This window comes from Actinacidiphila rubida, from assembly GCF_900110255.1.
GTDB classification, from domain to species: Bacteria; Actinomycetota; Actinomycetes; order Streptomycetales; family Streptomycetaceae; genus Actinacidiphila; species Actinacidiphila rubida.
Genome location: NZ_FODD01000014.1, coordinates 75201 through 90440 on the forward strand (window position 1 = coordinate 75201; position 15240 = coordinate 90440).

Genomic DNA, 15240 nt, shown 5'->3' on the forward strand with positions numbered 1-15240 from the left:
GCGGCGGGACGACGGATGGGCGCGAGGGCAGGACCGGCGCCGGCGCCGGTGCGGCGGTACGGGGCGGAGGGCCGCCCGCGCCCGTGGCGGGACGGCCTGGTCGGGCCCTGCCGGAAGAAGGGTCTCAGGCGGTCGGGTGGGTGCGGAGGGCGTCGTCCACCAGGGCCTGGAGGGTGGCGTGGTGGGCGCCCTTCCAGTACACGCGGTCGCATTCCGTGCACTGGGCGAAGACGTCGTACGAGCGCTGGGTGCCGTCGTGGAGGCGGTCGCTGACGGCGGCCTTGTCGGCCTGCGCGAGCGGCCCGTTGCAGGCGACGCAGCGCGTCCAGGGGGCGAGCTCGGGCGCGAACCGGTCCAGGACGTCGTGGAGTTGCTCCTCCGGGCGGTCGCTGTAGACGTACGCGCCGGCCCACAGCTCGCGGCGGCGCAGCAGGCCGCGGTCGCGGGAGAGCATCACGCGCTTCTCGCGGGCCGACCGGGCGGCGAGCGCGGGGTCGCCGATGTCCTCGTTGAGGTACGCGGCGTCGACGCCGAGCAGCCTCAACCGCCGTGCCAGCGTGCCCAGGTGGACGTCGAGGAGGAAGCGCAGCGGGGCACCCGGCACGCGTTGGGGCCGGGTGACCGCGGCCACGGAGATGTGCTCGCCGTCGGCCGGCACGTGCGCGACGGGGACCTCGCGGCCGTCCGCGCCGAGCCCGCCGACCTCGGTGAGCGGGATGCCCAGCGACTCCACGACGTGGCCGAGCGACGAGGTCCCGTCCGTCGCGACGTCGACGGCCTCGGACCGGCGCCGGTCCGAGGAGACGAACACGTGCAGTTCGGCGGGGATGCTGACGGTGATACGCGGTCGGCTCACGGCCTCAGCATGCCACCGGCACCCGCCGGCGGACCACGCGTTTCCCGGGCTCCGCCCAGGGTCCGTCGTGTGGTTCTCCGCGGTGTCGCGGCGCCCGGCCCGCCCCGGACACCGCTCCTTCGCCCACGGGGATCCGCACGACAGGCCCTAGCGCTCCGCGATGCCGCCGAGCACGGGCTTGACGTCGAGCAGCGGGGTGCCGTCGAGTGCCTCGAGACCGCTGACGCGCAGGCGGGTGCCGCCGGGGTCGACGGCGAGGACGCGGACCCGGTGCAGGCCGATGGGGTTCGGGCGGTCGGGCGAGCGGGTGCTGAACACGCCCTGCTCGGGCCGGGCGGCGTCGCCGCGCGGGTGGACGGTGAGGCGGGTGCGGTCGGCCCGGTCCAGCCAGGTGAGCAGCAGGACGTCGCTGCCCTCGGCGACGTCGCGGAGCGCGGGGCGGTAGGCGTCGGCGAACACCAGCCATGCCTCGGGCGCGCCCTCGTCGCCCTGCCGCGGCGCGTCGGCCTGGTCCCGGAGCGGGGACTCGACGTGGCCCACGGGGACGACCGGGAACGACGTGCCGGGCGGTTCCTGGGTGTGCTCTGCCGTCATGCGCGCGCCTCCCGCTGCCGTGCGGTCTCGTCCGCTCGCCGGCCCTCGGCGGCCGGTCCACCAGATCGTAGGCCGCGCGGACGCGTCACCGGTGGGGTATCGGCTCGTCCACGGCGAAACCGGCGGGCCGCCGGCCGGGCGGCGGGCGCGACGGGGAGCCCCCGGCCTCAGAGGTCGCGGGCCTCAGACCTCAGAGGTCGTAGGGCCTCAGAGGTCGTAGGAGACCGTCACCGGGGCGTGGTCGGACCAGCGCCGGTCGTAGGAGGCGGCGCGCTCGACGACGGCGGTGGACGCGGTCTTCGCCAGGCGCGGGGTGGCGACCTGGTAGTCGATGCGCCAGCCGCTGTCGTTGTCGAAGGCCTTGCCGCGGTAGGACCACCACGAGTAGGGGCCCGCGGTGTCGGGGTGGAGGTCGCGGACGACGTCGCTCCAGGCGCCGGGCGCCAGCACCCGGGACATCCAGGCGCGCTCCTCCGGCAGGAATCCGGCGGCCTTCTGGTTGGCGCGCCAGTTCTTCAGATCCACTTCCTGGTGCGCGATGTTCCAGTCGCCGCACACCAGGGCGTGACCGGCGGAGTCGCCGTCCGTGCGCTCCAGCGTCGCGGCGAGGTGCTGCCGGAAGGCGTCCATGAAGCGGTACTTCTCCTCCTGCCGCTCGGTGCCGGCCTCGCCGGAGGGCAGGTACAGGCTGCCGACGGTCACGACGGTGCCGGCGTGGGGGAGGTCGACCTCCAGGTAGCGGCCGGACGCGTCGAACTCCGCGGCGCCGAAGCCGACGCGCACCGCCACGGGCTCGCGGCGGCTGAACACGGAGACCCCGGCGCGGCCCTTGGTGGCGGCGGGCGCGTGGTAGGCGTGCCAGCCGGCGGGCGCGCGCAGCTCGGCGGGGAGCTGGTCGGGCTCGGCACGGACCTCCTGCAGGCAGATCACGTCGGCGGAGGTGTTCTCCAGCCAGGGCAGGAAGCCCTTCTTGGCGGCGGCGCGCAGGCCGTTGACGTTGGCGGTGGTGACGGTGAGCACCCCTGGACCCTACCGGGACCGCGCGTCGGGATCAGGACCGTACGCCCGTACGATAGTGACCGTGGAGATCAGAACGACGCGCTTCGACCACCCCGACGCGATGAAGCTCAACGACCTCGTCCAGCAGGAGTACGTGCTGCGGTACGGGGACGGCGACCTGACGACGATGGACGCCGCGCACTTCGCCCCGCCGCAGGGCCTTTACCTGCTGGTCTACGACACCGACGGCACTCCCGTGGCCAGCGGTGGCTGGCGTGCGCAGGACGCCTCACCCGAGGGGTTCACGGACGGCGACGCCGAGGTCAAGCGCATGTTCGTGGTGCCGGAGGCGCGCGGGCGCGGCCTGGCGCGGAGGCTGCTGGCCGAGCTGGAGTCGACGGCCGCCGCCGCGGGCCGGCAGCGGATGGTGCTGGAGACCGGGCTGAAGCAGCCCGAGGCGATCAGGCTCTACGAGTCGTCGGGCTACGCGCCGGTGGACAAGTTCGGGTACTACCGGGACCACGAGCTGTCGGTGTGCATGGGGAAGCCGCTGTCCTGAGGCGGCCGGCACCGGCCGCAGGCACCCGCCGCCGGGACCGGCTGCCGGGCTGCGCTCCGGGCTGTTCGCCGTCCGTGGCGGCGCTAGCGGTTCCTTCGGCGGCGCCGGCGGGCGAACTGGGCGTATATCCCGACCAGCCCGCCGATCACGAACGTGATCAGCAGCGCTCCCCACAGGGGCATGGTGACCTCGGGGATCAGCAGCCTGATCCGGACGCTGTGGGTGTTCTCGAAGATGAAGATCAGCGCGAGCACGCCGAGGACCAGCACCGTGATCCGGGCCGGCGTCATCCGCTGGCGCATGCCGCTTTTCTCCTGAGGCGGCGCGCCCACACCGCCGGTGCCGTCCGGTCCGCCCGTCCCGCTCATGACGTTCACCCGCTCTCGTTCGCCCCCGTCCATGCTCGCCGCACCTGGCGGCGGCCGGGGCCCGGGACGGTCCGTCCGGGTGATCGCGGGCGTCCAAACCGTTCGCGCGGTCCCGCCCCCACCTGCCAGCATGCACCCATGGACACGCTGCGCGACCTTCCGGTGCTGCCGGCCGGGGACTACGTCCTGCGGCGCTGGGAACTGACCGACCTCGCCGTGGTCGAGGAGGCCGCGCAGGACCCCTACATCCCGCTGGTGAACACCGTCCCGGCCCGCTACACCCGCGACGCCGGGATCGCGTTCGTCGAGCGGCAGTGGGGGCGGCCGGCGAGCGGGCTGTACCCCTTCGCGATCGCCAGGGCCGTGGACGGGCGCGCGGTCGGCCACGCCGGCCTGCGTGCGCTCGGTCCCGACCGGGCCTCGGTCGGGTACTGGGTGGCCCCGCCGGGGCGCCGCGCCGGAGCCGCCGCGGCGGCGCTGAGGGCGATCACCGCGTGGGGGCACGGCGAGCTGGCCGTCGCCCGGCTGGAACTGCACGTCGAACCGTGGAACACCGGCTCGCAGCGCACCGCGGAGAGCTGCGGCTACCAGCGCGAGGGCCTGATGCGCGACTGGATGCGGGTCGGCGGCGAGCTGCGCGACGCGTTCATGTACACAGCTCTTCGTACACCGCGATGACGCTCCGGGCCTGCTGCTCGACCTGGTCCTCGACGGGCACCCAGCGCGGCCGGTAGGCCCGCTCGTACTCCGCGCACCACTGGTCGACCAGGCGCGTGACGCAGGGCAGGTCGGCGATGCGGCGCAGCATCGCGGCGGCGCGCAGCGGGATGCGCTGCGCGTACACCTGGATGCTGGTGACCCGGGCGGTGGTCATCTCCGGCAGCGGCGCCGCGCCGGGCGGCCGCACGGCCGGGTCCCACTCGGCACTCAACTGCGGCCCGATGCCGACGAGTTCGCGGACGGTACGCAGCATCGGGCTGTCGGCGCCGATGACGTCGGGGTCGATCCCGTCCAGCACCCGCGCGACCGTGGGCAGATCGCGGCGCAGGGCCGCGCCCGCGGTGCGCAGGGCGTGGTCGGGGTCCGGGTGCGGGGTGGTGTCGGCGCTGCGGTCGCACGCCCACATCGGGACCTCGACGATGGCGGTCACGCCGTCGTAGCGCTGGGCGTGCGCCCAGGTGGAGTGGGCGCCGTCGCCCGCCGCCGGGTCGTTCGTGGGCGGCATCACGTAGACACCGGGGCCGGGGCTCGGCCACTGGAACGCGTCGGACGAGCCGCTCTCCAGCGGTATGTCCAGTTCCGCGGCGGACTTCCCGATCCGTTCGGGGACGCCGGGCACGTCGCTGGTGAGCTGGACGAAGCTGCCGCCGATGTCGATGCCGTGCAGCGAGCACTGCAGCACCGGACGCAGCGCGTCCAGCACTCCCAGCAGGGCGCGGGTCTCCGGCAGGACCGGCGGCTGCGCGTCCTCGTCGTGCGGCAGCCACTCGGGCTGTTCGGCGGAGCACGGCCGGAAGAAGTGCTCGTAGTGGCCGCGCAGGGTGTAAGGGCCGGGCAGCCAGGGCTCGTTGAGGGCGGCGCCGTCGGGGTCGATGCACAGCACGAAGTGCCAGGCGCTGCCGTCGTCCTCGCCGCGCTCGCGGATCTCGGCCATGCGCGCGGCCAGGCGCAGCACCGTGGCGCCGCCGACCGCGGCCTCGTTGGCGTGCGGGCCCGCCACCACCAGGACGTTCCGCGGCCCCTGACCGACCGTCAGCATCAGCAGCGGCCGCCCCGCCCGCGATCTGCCGACCTCCCGCAGCCGGCACGTGCCGGGAAACCTCACTGTCAACGCGCGTGCTCCGTCGACGACTTCGGCGGTCGTCGGATAGCGCTGTCTCGTCACCGCAATCCCCCTGGAGCCGAAGCGCCATGCACGCCCCGGCCGCATTACGACATCGAGTGGATCCCGTTAGTAGGTCACGGTCCCCGCGGAGGTGTCAACGGTGCTACCCGGCCCTTTCCCCGGGCGCCATCGCGCCTGGCCGGAGGCGCGACGTGATCGCGTTCCGCGCGGCGGGCGGCGTGACGTCGGGCCGCCGGGGCCCCGGGGCCCCGGTGGGCAGCGCGGGTCCACCCGGCCGTACCTGCGCGTCCCTCGCGGGGGCGTCCTCGCCGTGGCGCCGCGGCGCCCGGGCGGGCGTACCCCGCCTACGCCGGAGGGCCGAGGGGCCGCGCGGCCCGGCCCCGCGACCGCGTCCCCCGGTGGTCCGCCACCGGCGCGGAGCCCACCGCAGCGAGCGCGCGACCGCCCCCGCGCCCGGCCGGACCTGCGGCGCGGCACGGTCCCTCGGCCCCGGCGGCCCCACCCCGCGGAGCGCCTGCGCCCCTCACCCGGGTGACGCGGCAGACACCCGCGCACTCCTGTGTCTGGCTGGACGGCGTACGGCTCCTCCGCCCAGGCGATGACGACGCCGTCCGCAGCCGCCGTACGCAATCCCCCGGCAGACGTGCGACGCCGCCCCTCCCGATCCGGTCAAACCCGACACGGCCTCTGCGCCCCCCCAATCTCATCCCCCGAACCCGCCCCGCCCCCGCACGAGCACGGAGTGCGCGGCGGCGCGGGGGACGCGGGGACGAGGTGGCCGGGCGACCCGGCTGCGCGCAGGCGGCGCCGAGGCGCGGCAACAGAGCGGCACGGATGCCGACAGGCCCGGAGGCCGGGCCTCGGTGGACGTCGGCAGAGGGACGACGAACGACCTGGCGCGGGGTGGCGTGAAGGCGACGGGCCCGAAGGGCGGGGCCGGGGGCAGGCGTCAGCAGGGACGCGCTGGGGCGGCACGGCAGTACGGATGCCACGGGCCCGGAAGCCGGGCCACGGCCGGCCTCAGCAGGGGGCCGACGAACGACGTGGCACGCGGTGGCGTGAAAGCGACGGGCCCCGGGGCCGGCGTCAGGGGGGCCGGGCGGAGTGGCGAGGGGTGGGGGGCGATCCGGCACGGGTGCCGGGGTCGGTGCGGCGGGAAGGGGCCTCAGGGTGCGGGGGTGGAGAGGGCGGCGAAGGGGCGGTCGGCGGCGGACCATTCCTCCGTGATGGTCCAGCCGGCGTGGCGGGCGGCGGCGCGGAGGGCGGCGGGGCCGAGGCGGGCCCAGGGGAAGTCGCGGCCGTGGCGGCCGCGGGCGTCCTCGACGCGGACGGTCAGGCGTTCGTCGACCTCGTAGGGTGCGGCCTCGGCGAGCAGGCGGCCGCCGGGCGCGAGGAGGGAGCGGACACGGCGGAGGAGCGCGACGGGGTCGCCGCCGATGCCGATGTTGCCGTCGGCGAGGAGTGCGGTGCCCCACCGTCCCTCCGCGGGAAGCCGCTCGAAGACCGAGCGGCGCAGCACCGCGCCACCGATTCCCTTCGTGCGTGCGACGGCCGCGGGGCTGACGTCGACGCCGAGCGCGGGCAGACCGCGGCGGGCGGCGCCGGCGACGAGCCGGCCGGGCCCGCAGCCGATGTCGAGGACCGGTCCGCGGCAGCGCGCCAGCACCGTCGCGTCGGCGTCGTCGGGCGGCGCGCACCAGCGCTCGACGTCGAGCGGCAGCAGCCAGCCGTCCGCGCGCCGCAGGAACAGCGGGCCCCGGCCGCGGGCCAGGGCGTGGGCGTAGGGGTCGCCGCCCCAGCCGGGTCGGGGGGCCGCGACGGCCGCGACGGTCGTCACGGGCTGATCCTCCGCCCGGCGCGAGGCGGGGATCGCGGCCGCCGGCACGCGCGCGGTCACCGGTCCCGGTCCCGGCGCGGCGTCCCGGCGCAGACGGCAGGCGCGGCGGCGGCGGTCCCGACGGGCGGAGAGGTGGCGGCACGGGCCGTGCGGTGGGGCGGGTTGGTCACGCGCTCACCCTACGGAGACGGAACGGACATTTCGGGTTGCGGGTTCTTACGAAACACGGACGGCGCCGCTACGCGGGCCGCCGCCCATGGTCACTGTCAGTGGTGGGTGTCAGACTCGGGTCCATGAACAGCGCAACCGTTCCCGTCCCGCCGTCGCCCGCCCCGCCGCGACGGCGGATCCTGGTGGTCGACGACGACCCCACCGTCGCGGAGGTCGTCGCCGGCTATCTGGACCGGGCGGGATTCGCCGTCGACCGGGTCGCCGACGGGCCGTCGGCGGTGGACCGGGCGGCGGTGGCGCGCCCCGACCTGGTGGTGCTGGACCTGATGCTGCCGGGCATGGACGGTCTGGAGGTGTGCCGGCGGATACGCGAGGGCGGACCCGTGCCCGTCGTCATGCTCACTGCGCGTGGCGACGAGGACGACCGGATCCTCGGCCTGGAGGTCGGCGCCGACGACTACGTCACGAAGCCGTTCAGCCCCCGCGAGCTGGTGCTACGGGTGGAGTCGGTGCTGCGCCGGTCCGGCGGGGCGCCCGCGCCGGGCCCGTGGCTGCGGTCCGGGGGCCTCGCGCTCGACCCGGCGGCGCGCCGCGCACTGCGGGACGGCCGCGAACTGCCGCTGACGATCAGGGAGTTCGATCTGCTGGCCTTCTTCCTGCGGCATCCGGGCCGGGTGATGGGCCGCGAGGAGCTGATGCGCCGGGTGTGGGGTTGGGAGTTCGGCGACCTGTCGACGGTGACGGTCCATGTGCGGCGGCTGCGGGAGAAGGTCGAGGACGATCCGGCCCGGCCGCGGCTGATCAGCACGGTGTGGGGGGTGGGCTACCGCTTCGACCCGGCCGGCGGCCCGGACCCCGCCACCGCCGCGCCCGCCGTCTCCGATCCCGCTGCCGAGGCGGGTGAGGTCGGTGCATGACCTGCTGCTGATCGCGGCCTACGCGGCGCTGGGCGCCGCCGCGGCGGGCCTGCTCGGCGCCCAGGTGCTGCGCCTGGTGCGGAACCGCTCGGTCGCGCTGTCGCTGGCCGTCGTCGCGGTGGTGACGGTGGCGGCGATGCTCGCCGGCACGCTGTCGGTGGCGTGGGCGATGTTCCTGTCCGAGCACGATCTCGGCGTGGTCACCACGGTGTGCGCGATAGCCGCGGTGGTCTCGCTGGCCGTGACGCTCATCCTGGGGCGGCGGGTCGTGGCGGGCAGCCGTGCGCTGGCCGCGGCCACCCGGGCGTTCGGGGACGGCGACGCCTTCGCCGCGCCGGTCGGCGCGCCGACCGCCGAACTCGCCGAGTTGGGAAGGGAACTGGCGGCCACCAGCGCCAAGCTCGCGGCGTCGCGGGAACGGGAGCGCGCGCTGGAGGCGTCGCGCCGGGAACTGGTGGCCTGGATCTCGCACGACCTGCGGACGCCGCTGGCGGGACTGCGGGCGATGACGGAGGCGCTGGAGGACGGCATAGCCGAGGACCCGGCGCGCTACCACCGGCAGATCCGCGCCGAGGTGGACCGGCTCAGCGGCATGGTCGGGGATCTGTTCGAACTGTCGCGGATCCAGGCCGGCGTGCTGGCCCTGTCCCCCACCCGGATGTCGGTCTACGACCTCGTCGGGGACGCGATCGCCGGGGCGAACGCGCTCGCGACCGAGCACGGCGTGCGCCTGGTCGGGGACCGCGTGGAGCAGGTGCCGGTGGAGGTGGACGGCCGGGAGATGACGCGGGTGCTGGCGAATCTGCTCGCCAACGCGATCCACCGCACCCCGGCCGACGGGACGGTGGCGGTGTCGGCACGGCGGGACGACGCGTCCGACTCGGTGGTGCTGTCGGTGTCGGACGGCTGCGGCGGCATCCCGGTGGACGACCTGCCGCGGGTCTTCGACACCGGCTGGCAGGGCACCGGCGCGCGGACGCCCCCGGCGGGCGCGGGCCTGGGCCTGGCCATCGTCCGCGGCATCGTGGAGGCGCACCACGGCAGGGCCGCGGTGCAGAACATCCCGGGCGGCTGCCGGTTCGACGTGGTGCTGCCGCTGCCCGCGGCGCCCGTCCCGCAGGGGTGAACGGGCGCCGCGGGCCGGGCGTCAGACCAGCGCGGGCACGTCGAGGGTGAGGGTGCGCGCGTCGGCGTCGAGCACGGCCGGCACGCCCAGCGGGACGGTGAGCGTGGACGGGCAGTGGCCGAAGCCGAACTCCTCCACGATCGGCACGCCGAGCCCGCCCAGGAGGTCGGCGAACAGCGCCCGCACGTCCTCGTAGGGGTCGCAGTCCTGCCAGGAGCCGAGGACGACACCGGCGACGCCGTCCAGCCAGCCGGCGCGCAGCAGTTGGGTGACGATCCGGTCGAGCCGGTAGGTCTCCTCGCCGACGTCCTCGAGCACCAGGATGCCGCCGGCCGCGGACGGCCGGGCGTGCGGGGTGCCGAGGTCCGCGGCGAGCAGGCTGACGCACCCGCCGAGGGTGACCCCCGCGGCCGTGCCGGGCACGAGGGTGCCGGCCGTCGCGGACGTCAGCACCTGGGTGTCCTGCGGGGTGAACAGGGTGCGCTTGAGGTGCTCCTGCGTCGGGCCGTCCTTGAGGAACGTCTCGGCGGCGGTCATCGGGCCGTGCAGGGTGGCCAGGCCCAGCCGGCTGGCGAACGCCTCGTGCAGCGCGGTGATGTCGCTGTAGCCGATGAACGGCTTGGGGCCGGCCGCGCGCATCGCGTCCCAGTCGACCAGGTCGACCATGCGCTGCACGCCGTAGCCGCCGCGCGCGCACATCACGGCCGCGACCGACGGGTCGCACCAGATGTCCCGCAGGTCCTGGGCGCGGTCGCGGTCGGCGCCTGCCAGGTATCCCGACGGGTGCGTGTCCGTGACGTGCGGGGCGACGACCGGGTCCAGGCCCCAGCCGCGCAGGATGTCCAGGCCGGCCTCCAGCCGGTCGGCGGGGACGGGTCCGCTGGGGGCGACGATCCCGATCCGGTCGCCGGGCTGCAGCCGGTGCGGGCGGGTCAGCCCGGTCGCGGGGATGTGCTCGCTCACGTGGTCAGCTCCAGCTTCGGGACGCCGGCCGGGGTGAACCCGAACACCTGGCCGTACAGGGAGAGTTCGGCCTCCAGGCTGGTGACCATGGTGTCGAGGCGGCGGAAGCCGTGGCTCTCCCCCTCGAACGCGATGTAGGCGTGCGGGATGCCGCGGCCGGCGACCGCGGCGAGGAACCGCTCGCACTGCACGGGCGGGCAGATCACGTCGTCCAGGCCCTGCAGCAGCAGGAACGGTACGTCGATGCGGTCGCCGTGGTGGACCGGCGAGCGATCGCGGTACCGCTCGGGCACCTCGTCCAGCGGGCCGATGAGCGTCTCCAGGTACCGGGACTCGAAGTCGTGCGTCTCGCCGCCGGCGGGCGACCAGCCGTACAGGTCGAGGATCGGGTAGATGACGGTGCCGCAGGCGTAGGTGCTGGTGGAGGTGAGCGCCGCGGCGCTCGTCCAGCCGCCGGCGCTGCCGCCGCGGATGGCCAGCCGGTCCGGGTCCGCGGCGCCTTCGGCGACGAGGCCCGCGGCGACCGCCGCGCAGTCCTCGACGTCGACGACGCCCCACTGCTCGCGCAACCGGTTGCGGTACGCGCGGCCGTAGCCGGTGGAGCCGCCGTAGTTGACCTCGGCGACGCCGATGCCGCGCGAGGTGAAGTAGGCGATCTCCAGGTCCAGCACCATTCCGGCGCGGCTGGTGGGTCCGCCGTGCACCCACACCGCGTAGGGCGCGGGGCCCTCCCCGGTGACGGCCGGGTTGGCCGGCGGGTAGATGTTGGCGTGCACCTCGCGGCCGCCGGGGCCGGTGAAGACCCGGTGCCGTGCCTCGGGGAGGTAGGCGGGGTCGACGGTGTCGTGGTGCGCGTTGCCCACCACGCGGGTGTGGCCCGAGATCGCGTCGAGTTCGACGATCTCGTAGGAGGTGCGGGCGCCGGCGGCGACACCGACGACGCGGCGGCCGGCGCCGGCGAGCGTCGGGTTCCACTCGGTCCACGGCCCGGCGGCGTCGGCGATCTCACCGGTGGCCGGGTCGAGCAGGCCGAGCCGCAGGGCGCCGACGCCGTGCAGCACCGCGATCAGGCCGTTGTCGAGCGCGCGGAACCAGCGGTGGCCGAGCTTCCACAGCGCGTTGCCGAACTCCTCCTCGCGCGGGCACAGGTTGACGGCCTCGCCGCTGTCGGGGTCGACGCGGTGCAGGTTCCACCAGCCGGTACGGTCGGTGAGGGCGAGCAGGGTGCCGTCGGGCGCCCAGTCGGCCTGGGTGACGGACTCCTCGGGGCCGCCGAGGACGGTGCGGGCGGTGCCGAAGGTGCCGTCGTCGAAGACGTCGGCGACGCGCAGTTCGGTGCCGTCCCATGGCATCCGCGGGTGATCCCAGGCGATCCAGGCGGCGCGGGCGCCGTCCGGCGACAGGCGGGGGCCGGTGACGAAACGGTGGTTCTCGGCAGTCAGTTCGCGGACCGCGGTGCGGTCGCCGGCGGCGGAGCCGTCGAGCGGCACGGCGGCCGGCACGCGGCGGCAGTCGCTGGGGCCTTCGCCGGTGAACTCCTCGAGCACGGCCCAGACCTCGCCGTGTTCGGGGTGCACGGCCAGGTCGGCCCAGCGCAGCCCGCCGCCGGTCCCGGACACCGGGGTCAGGGGCCGTGGCCCGTCGCCGGGGGTGTCCGGGCGGAAGGCGTAGAGCCGCTGGTCGGCGTGGTGGACGAAGACGATCAGCGGGGAGTCGTCGACGATCGCGCCGGCCCACGGGGTGCCGCCGTACTCGATGAGGCGGCTGCGCACGTTCCAGGGCGCGGGCAGCGGGCACTCCTCGGTGCCGTCGGGACGGCGCCGGATCAGGGCGCGGCGGCCCGCCTCGGCGGGCCGCGGCGCGGTCCACCACAACTCGTCGCCGACCGCGCCGACGTACTCGGGGCTGCCGTCGTGGGCGGCGGCGGTCGCCGCGTCGATGGGCGAGGGCCAGGTGCCGTAGGGCGCCGTGGGCAGGGCGGCGGTCATCGGCCCTCCTCGCCGGCCGGGGCGGTGGCGCCGCGCAGGAAGCGGTCCAGCACGCGGACGCCGAAGTGCAGGGCGTCGACCGGGACGCGCTCGTCCACGCCGTGGAACAGCGCGAGGTAGTCGTAGCCGGGCGGCAGCTTCAGCGGGGAGAAGCCGTAGCCGGTGATGCCGAGCCGGGAGAACTGCTTGGCGTCGGTGCCGCCGGACATGCAGTAGGGCACCACGTGGCCCTGCGGGTCGAAGTGCTCCAGCGCCTCGCGCATCGCCGCGTAGGTGGGCGAGTCGACGGGTGCGGTCAGCGGGACCTCGCGGTGGTGGTACTCCCACGTCACGTGCGGGCCGGTGAGCTCGTCGAGCGTGGTGGTGAACTCCTCCTCGCCGCCGGGCAGGATGCGCCCGTCGACGAAGGCGGTGGCGGCGCCGGGGATGACGTTCACCTTGTAGCCGGCGTCCAGCATCGTGGGGTTGGCGCTGTTGCGCACGGTGGACTTCACCAGCGTGGCGGACGGGCCGAGCTTGGCGAGCAGCCCGTCGACGTCGTCCAGGTCGGCGGCGACGCCGTGCAGTTCGGCCAGCGCGAGCAGTTCGGCGCGCACGGTGTCGGTGATGCGCACCGGCCACCGGTGCTCGCCGATGCGGGCGATCGCCGCGGCGAGGTGGGTGACGGCGTTGTCGTGGTTGACCTTGGAGCCGTGGCCCGCGGTGCCCTTGGCGCTGAGCTTGAGCCATGCGGTGCCGCGCTCGCCGGCCGCGACCGGGTAGATCCGCAGTCCGTCGCCGGCGTGGAAGGTGAACGCGCCGGACTCGCTGATGCCTTCGGTGCAGCCCTCGAAGAGGTCGGCGTGCTCGGCGACGAGGTAGCCGGAGCCGTAGGCGGCGCTGTCCTCCTCGTCGGCGGTGAAGGCCAGCACGATGTCGCGCGGCGGACGCTGCCCGCTGCGGGCCCAGGCGCGGACGGTGGAGAGCACCATCGCGTCCATGTTCTTCATGTCGACGGCGCCGCGGCCCCACACCACCCCGTCGCGCACCTCGCCGGAGAACGGGTGCACCGTCCAGTCGGCGGGCTCGGCGGGGACCACGTCCAGGTGGCCGTGGACCAGCAGGGCGCCGGCGGTCGGGTCGGTGCCGGGGATGCGGGCGACGACGTTCGCGCGGCCGGGTGCGGACTCCAGGATCTGCGGGGTGATCCCGGCGTCGGCCAGCTGCTCGGCGACGTACTCGGCGGCGGGGCGCTCGATGCCCTCGCCACCACCGCGGTTGGTGGTGTCGATCCGGATCAGCTCGGAGGTGAAGCGCACCACCTCGTCGAGTGCCTGCGCGTCGATCACGAGGGAGGTATCCGCCGCCGCGGGGGCGGTGGTCCGCTGCTCAGCCATACTGCTCCTCCACGGCCTGCGAGACGAGGGTGGTGACCGCCTTGAAGGCCCGGATGGCCTCGTACATGGTCGGCAGCGTGTAGGCGACACGGCGCTCGCCGGTCCGCTCCACGCCCGGCACGACACCGGCCGCGCCGGCCAGGTGCACGGCGTCGAACTCCAGCTCCACGGTGAACGGCCCGGCCTGGGAGGGCTCCTGGCGGACCGCGAGGGACGCGGCCTCCTTGGCGGCGGCCCGGATGTCGGCGGCGGTGCGCGCCGGCGGGCGGCACACGGCGGCGTACCGGGAGACGTAGTCCTTGACCGCGACGGTGCGGGCGAGCGGCGCGTAGCCCTGCGCGTCGATGCCGGTGCGGTCGTCGCCGGTGACGAGGACGACGGGCACGCCGTACTCCGCGACCACCAGGGCGTTGAGCCGGCCCTCGCTCGCGGGCTCGCCGTTCACCCACACGCCGGTGATGGAGTTGGCGAGGTAGGTGTGCGCGAGGACGCCCTCGGTGCCGGCGCCGGTGTGGTAGCCGACGAACGCGATGCCGTCGACGTCGCCGTGCTGGACGCCCTCGACCATGGAGAGGTCCTTGTGGCGGCCGGTGAGCATCTGGGCGCGCTCGTCGAGCTTCTCGAGCAGCAGGTTGCGCATGGTCCAGTGCGCCTCGTTGATCAGCACCTCGTCGGCGCCGCCGTCGAAGAAGCCGGCCACGGCGGCGTTGACATCGGAGGTGAACAGGTGGCGGCAGCGCTGCCACTGCTCGCTGCCGGGCAGCACGTCGGCCGGCCAGGTCACACCGGTCGCGCCTTCCATGTCCGCGGAGATGAGGATCTTCATGCCGTCACGTTACGCGGCCGCGGCGGGCCCCGGCCAGAGCCCCCCGCGACCTGTGGACAACTTCAGTGGTCTATACCTCTCGAGGTCACCCTGGACGGCCCGCCACCAGCCATTTCGACGGAACCTCGACGGTCTCGCCGTCGGGTGTGAACTCGGTCGTCACCAGCGGCTGTTCACCCTCGGCCAGCACCGTGAGACCCGCTTCGTGGAAGTAGCCGGGCACCGCCGCGTCGGCCACCTCGCCCGGCGCGATACCGTGCGAGAAAACCGCGCGGAGTTTCAGCGGCGGCCCCTGCGGGCCGGCGGCCAGACCCGCCAGCACCTCCTTGGCGGCCTCGGCGAGCTCCACGGCGAAGACCCGGCCGCGCTCCCCGGTCAGGGCGGCGATGCCCGCCACCAAGGCGGCCCGGTCCGGCGTCCGGCACTGGTGCAGCACCCCGCGCATGTAGACGTTGGCGTCGCCCAGCTCGTCGTGCAGCCGCCGCACCGCGTCGGCGTCGACGCCGTCCAGCCGCCGGTAGTCGGCCGTGCCGCGCGGATCGTCGCGGCGGGCGAGCGCGACGGCCGCGCGGGCCAGGTCCACGCCGACCACCCGGTCGTAGCGCCCGGCCAGGAAGCGGGTCTGCGTGCCGTTGCCGCATCCCAGGTCCACCAGCGGCAGCCCCGGGTCGAAGTGCGGCTCGAAGTGCGGCAGGTGCCGCGCCGCCGTCACCGAGGGATCGGCGTCCCAGAAGACGCCGCCGGCCTCGGCGGGCGCGTCCTGCCAGAACCCCTCCCACGCCTGCTCGTACTCGCTGGACACCTTCACACGTAC

At 75.2% G+C, this 15240-nt stretch carries 15 protein-coding genes; 4 read left to right on the top strand and 11 right to left on the bottom strand.

The annotated features are described in order from the left end of the window. Nucleotides 1-124: 124 nt before the first annotated feature. The 3 genes from BMW99_RS15625 to BMW99_RS15635 form a co-directional block, all read right to left on the bottom strand. On the bottom strand, nucleotides 125-856 hold the full coding sequence (locus BMW99_RS15625) for a Mut7-C RNAse domain-containing protein (RefSeq protein WP_069466435.1): 732 nt from the start codon (nucleotides 854-856) through the stop codon (nucleotides 125-127). 147 nt (nucleotides 857-1003) lie between these two features. Continuing rightward, nucleotides 1004-1450 carry a tRNA (N6-threonylcarbamoyladenosine(37)-N6)-methyltransferase TrmO gene (gene tsaA, locus BMW99_RS15630; protein WP_069466434.1) on the bottom strand — a complete coding sequence of 149 codons (447 nt, stop codon included), beginning with the start codon at nucleotides 1448-1450 and terminating at the stop codon, nucleotides 1004-1006. A 207-nt stretch (nucleotides 1451-1657) separates the two neighbouring features. Then, nucleotides 1658-2470 carry an exodeoxyribonuclease III gene (locus BMW99_RS15635; RefSeq protein WP_069466433.1) on the bottom strand — a complete coding sequence of 271 codons (813 nt, stop codon included), beginning with the start codon at nucleotides 2468-2470 and terminating at the stop codon, nucleotides 1658-1660. A gap of 52 nt (nucleotides 2471-2522) precedes the next feature. Between BMW99_RS15635 and BMW99_RS15640 the strand changes: the two genes are divergently transcribed. Beyond that, nucleotides 2523-3008, top strand: coding sequence for a GNAT family N-acetyltransferase (locus BMW99_RS15640; RefSeq protein WP_407640297.1), 486 nt, complete (start codon nucleotides 2523-2525; stop codon nucleotides 3006-3008). An 83-nt stretch (nucleotides 3009-3091) separates the two neighbouring features. Here the strand turns inward: BMW99_RS15640 and BMW99_RS15645 are convergent, their stop codons facing one another. Next, the gene (locus tag BMW99_RS15645; protein ID WP_069466441.1) at nucleotides 3092-3310 is read right to left on the bottom strand and encodes a lipopolysaccharide assembly protein LapA domain-containing protein; all 219 of its coding nucleotides are present in this window, start codon (nucleotides 3308-3310) and stop codon (nucleotides 3092-3094) included. A gap of 204 nt (nucleotides 3311-3514) precedes the next feature. Between BMW99_RS15645 and BMW99_RS15650 the strand changes: the two genes are divergently transcribed. After that, complete coding sequence (locus tag BMW99_RS15650; protein ID WP_069466432.1) at nucleotides 3515-4054, top strand: GNAT family N-acetyltransferase; 540 nt, start codon at nucleotides 3515-3517, stop codon at nucleotides 4052-4054. On the opposite strand, the gene BMW99_RS15655 is transcribed toward BMW99_RS15650, so the two are convergent. Together BMW99_RS15655 and BMW99_RS15660 are read right to left on the bottom strand one after the other, a co-directional pair. Next, on the bottom strand, nucleotides 4023-5261 hold the full coding sequence (locus BMW99_RS15655) for a M14 family zinc carboxypeptidase (RefSeq protein ID WP_322900202.1): 1239 nt from the start codon (nucleotides 5259-5261) through the stop codon (nucleotides 4023-4025). The two genes, BMW99_RS15650 and BMW99_RS15655, sit on opposite strands and share 32 nt — an antisense overlap. Before the next feature lie 1126 nt (nucleotides 5262-6387). Next, on the bottom strand, nucleotides 6388-7059 hold the full coding sequence (locus BMW99_RS15660) for a class I SAM-dependent methyltransferase (protein ID WP_075017023.1): 672 nt from the start codon (nucleotides 7057-7059) through the stop codon (nucleotides 6388-6390). Between the two features lie 293 nt (nucleotides 7060-7352). Between BMW99_RS15660 and BMW99_RS15665 the strand changes: the two genes are divergently transcribed. Continuing rightward, on the top strand, nucleotides 7353-8147 hold the full coding sequence (locus BMW99_RS15665; RefSeq protein WP_075016987.1) for a response regulator transcription factor: 795 nt from the start codon (nucleotides 7353-7355) through the stop codon (nucleotides 8145-8147). After that, on the top strand, nucleotides 8140-9273 hold the full coding sequence (locus BMW99_RS15670; protein ID WP_069465441.1) for a sensor histidine kinase: 1134 nt from the start codon (nucleotides 8140-8142) through the stop codon (nucleotides 9271-9273). Before BMW99_RS15665 ends, BMW99_RS15670 begins: the two co-directional genes overlap by 8 nt. Nucleotides 9274-9294: 21 nt before the next feature. On the opposite strand, the gene BMW99_RS15675 is transcribed toward BMW99_RS15670, so the two are convergent. The 5 genes from BMW99_RS15675 to BMW99_RS15695 form a co-directional block, all read right to left on the bottom strand. Then, nucleotides 9295-10236, bottom strand: coding sequence for a S66 peptidase family protein (locus BMW99_RS15675; RefSeq protein ID WP_245791479.1), 942 nt, complete (start codon nucleotides 10234-10236; stop codon nucleotides 9295-9297). Next, nucleotides 10233-12224: a dipeptidyl-peptidase 5 gene (locus BMW99_RS15680; RefSeq protein ID WP_069465442.1), complete on the bottom strand. Its 1992-nt coding sequence runs from the start codon at nucleotides 12222-12224 to the stop codon at nucleotides 10233-10235. Before BMW99_RS15680 ends, BMW99_RS15675 begins: the two co-directional genes overlap by 4 nt. Further along, nucleotides 12221-13600, bottom strand: a complete 1380-nt coding sequence (locus tag BMW99_RS15685) for a M20/M25/M40 family metallo-hydrolase (protein ID WP_069465443.1) — start codon at nucleotides 13598-13600, stop codon at nucleotides 12221-12223. The genes BMW99_RS15680 and BMW99_RS15685 overlap by 4 nt, the downstream gene beginning before the upstream one ends. Then, complete coding sequence (locus BMW99_RS15690) at nucleotides 13593-14426, bottom strand: M55 family metallopeptidase (RefSeq protein WP_069465444.1); 834 nt, start codon at nucleotides 14424-14426, stop codon at nucleotides 13593-13595. Before BMW99_RS15690 ends, BMW99_RS15685 begins: the two co-directional genes overlap by 8 nt. An 85-nt stretch (nucleotides 14427-14511) precedes the next feature. After that, the gene (locus tag BMW99_RS15695) at nucleotides 14512-15234 is read right to left on the bottom strand and encodes a class I SAM-dependent methyltransferase (RefSeq protein ID WP_069465445.1); all 723 of its coding nucleotides are present in this window, start codon (nucleotides 15232-15234) and stop codon (nucleotides 14512-14514) included. Nucleotides 15235-15240 lie beyond the last annotated feature (6 nt).

Coding starts and splice junctions, on each gene's coding strand:
- tsaA (WP_069466434.1), bottom strand. CDS start 1,450: ATGACGGCAGAGCACACCCAGGAACCGCCCGGCACGTCGTTCCCGGTC.
- BMW99_RS15645 (WP_069466441.1), bottom strand. CDS start 3,310: ATGCGCCAGCGGATGACGCCGGCCCGGATCACGGTGCTGGTCCTCGGC.
- BMW99_RS15650 (WP_069466432.1), top strand. CDS start 3,515: ATGGACACGCTGCGCGACCTTCCGGTGCTGCCGGCCGGGGACTACGTC.
- BMW99_RS15665 (WP_075016987.1), top strand. CDS start 7,353: ATGAACAGCGCAACCGTTCCCGTCCCGCCGTCGCCCGCCCCGCCGCGA.
- BMW99_RS15680 (WP_069465442.1), bottom strand. CDS start 12,224: ATGACCGCCGCCCTGCCCACGGCGCCCTACGGCACCTGGCCCTCGCCC.
- BMW99_RS15685 (WP_069465443.1), bottom strand. CDS start 13,600: ATGGCTGAGCAGCGGACCACCGCCCCCGCGGCGGCGGATACCTCCCTC.
- BMW99_RS15690 (WP_069465444.1), bottom strand. CDS start 14,426: ATGAAGATCCTCATCTCCGCGGACATGGAAGGCGCGACCGGTGTGACC.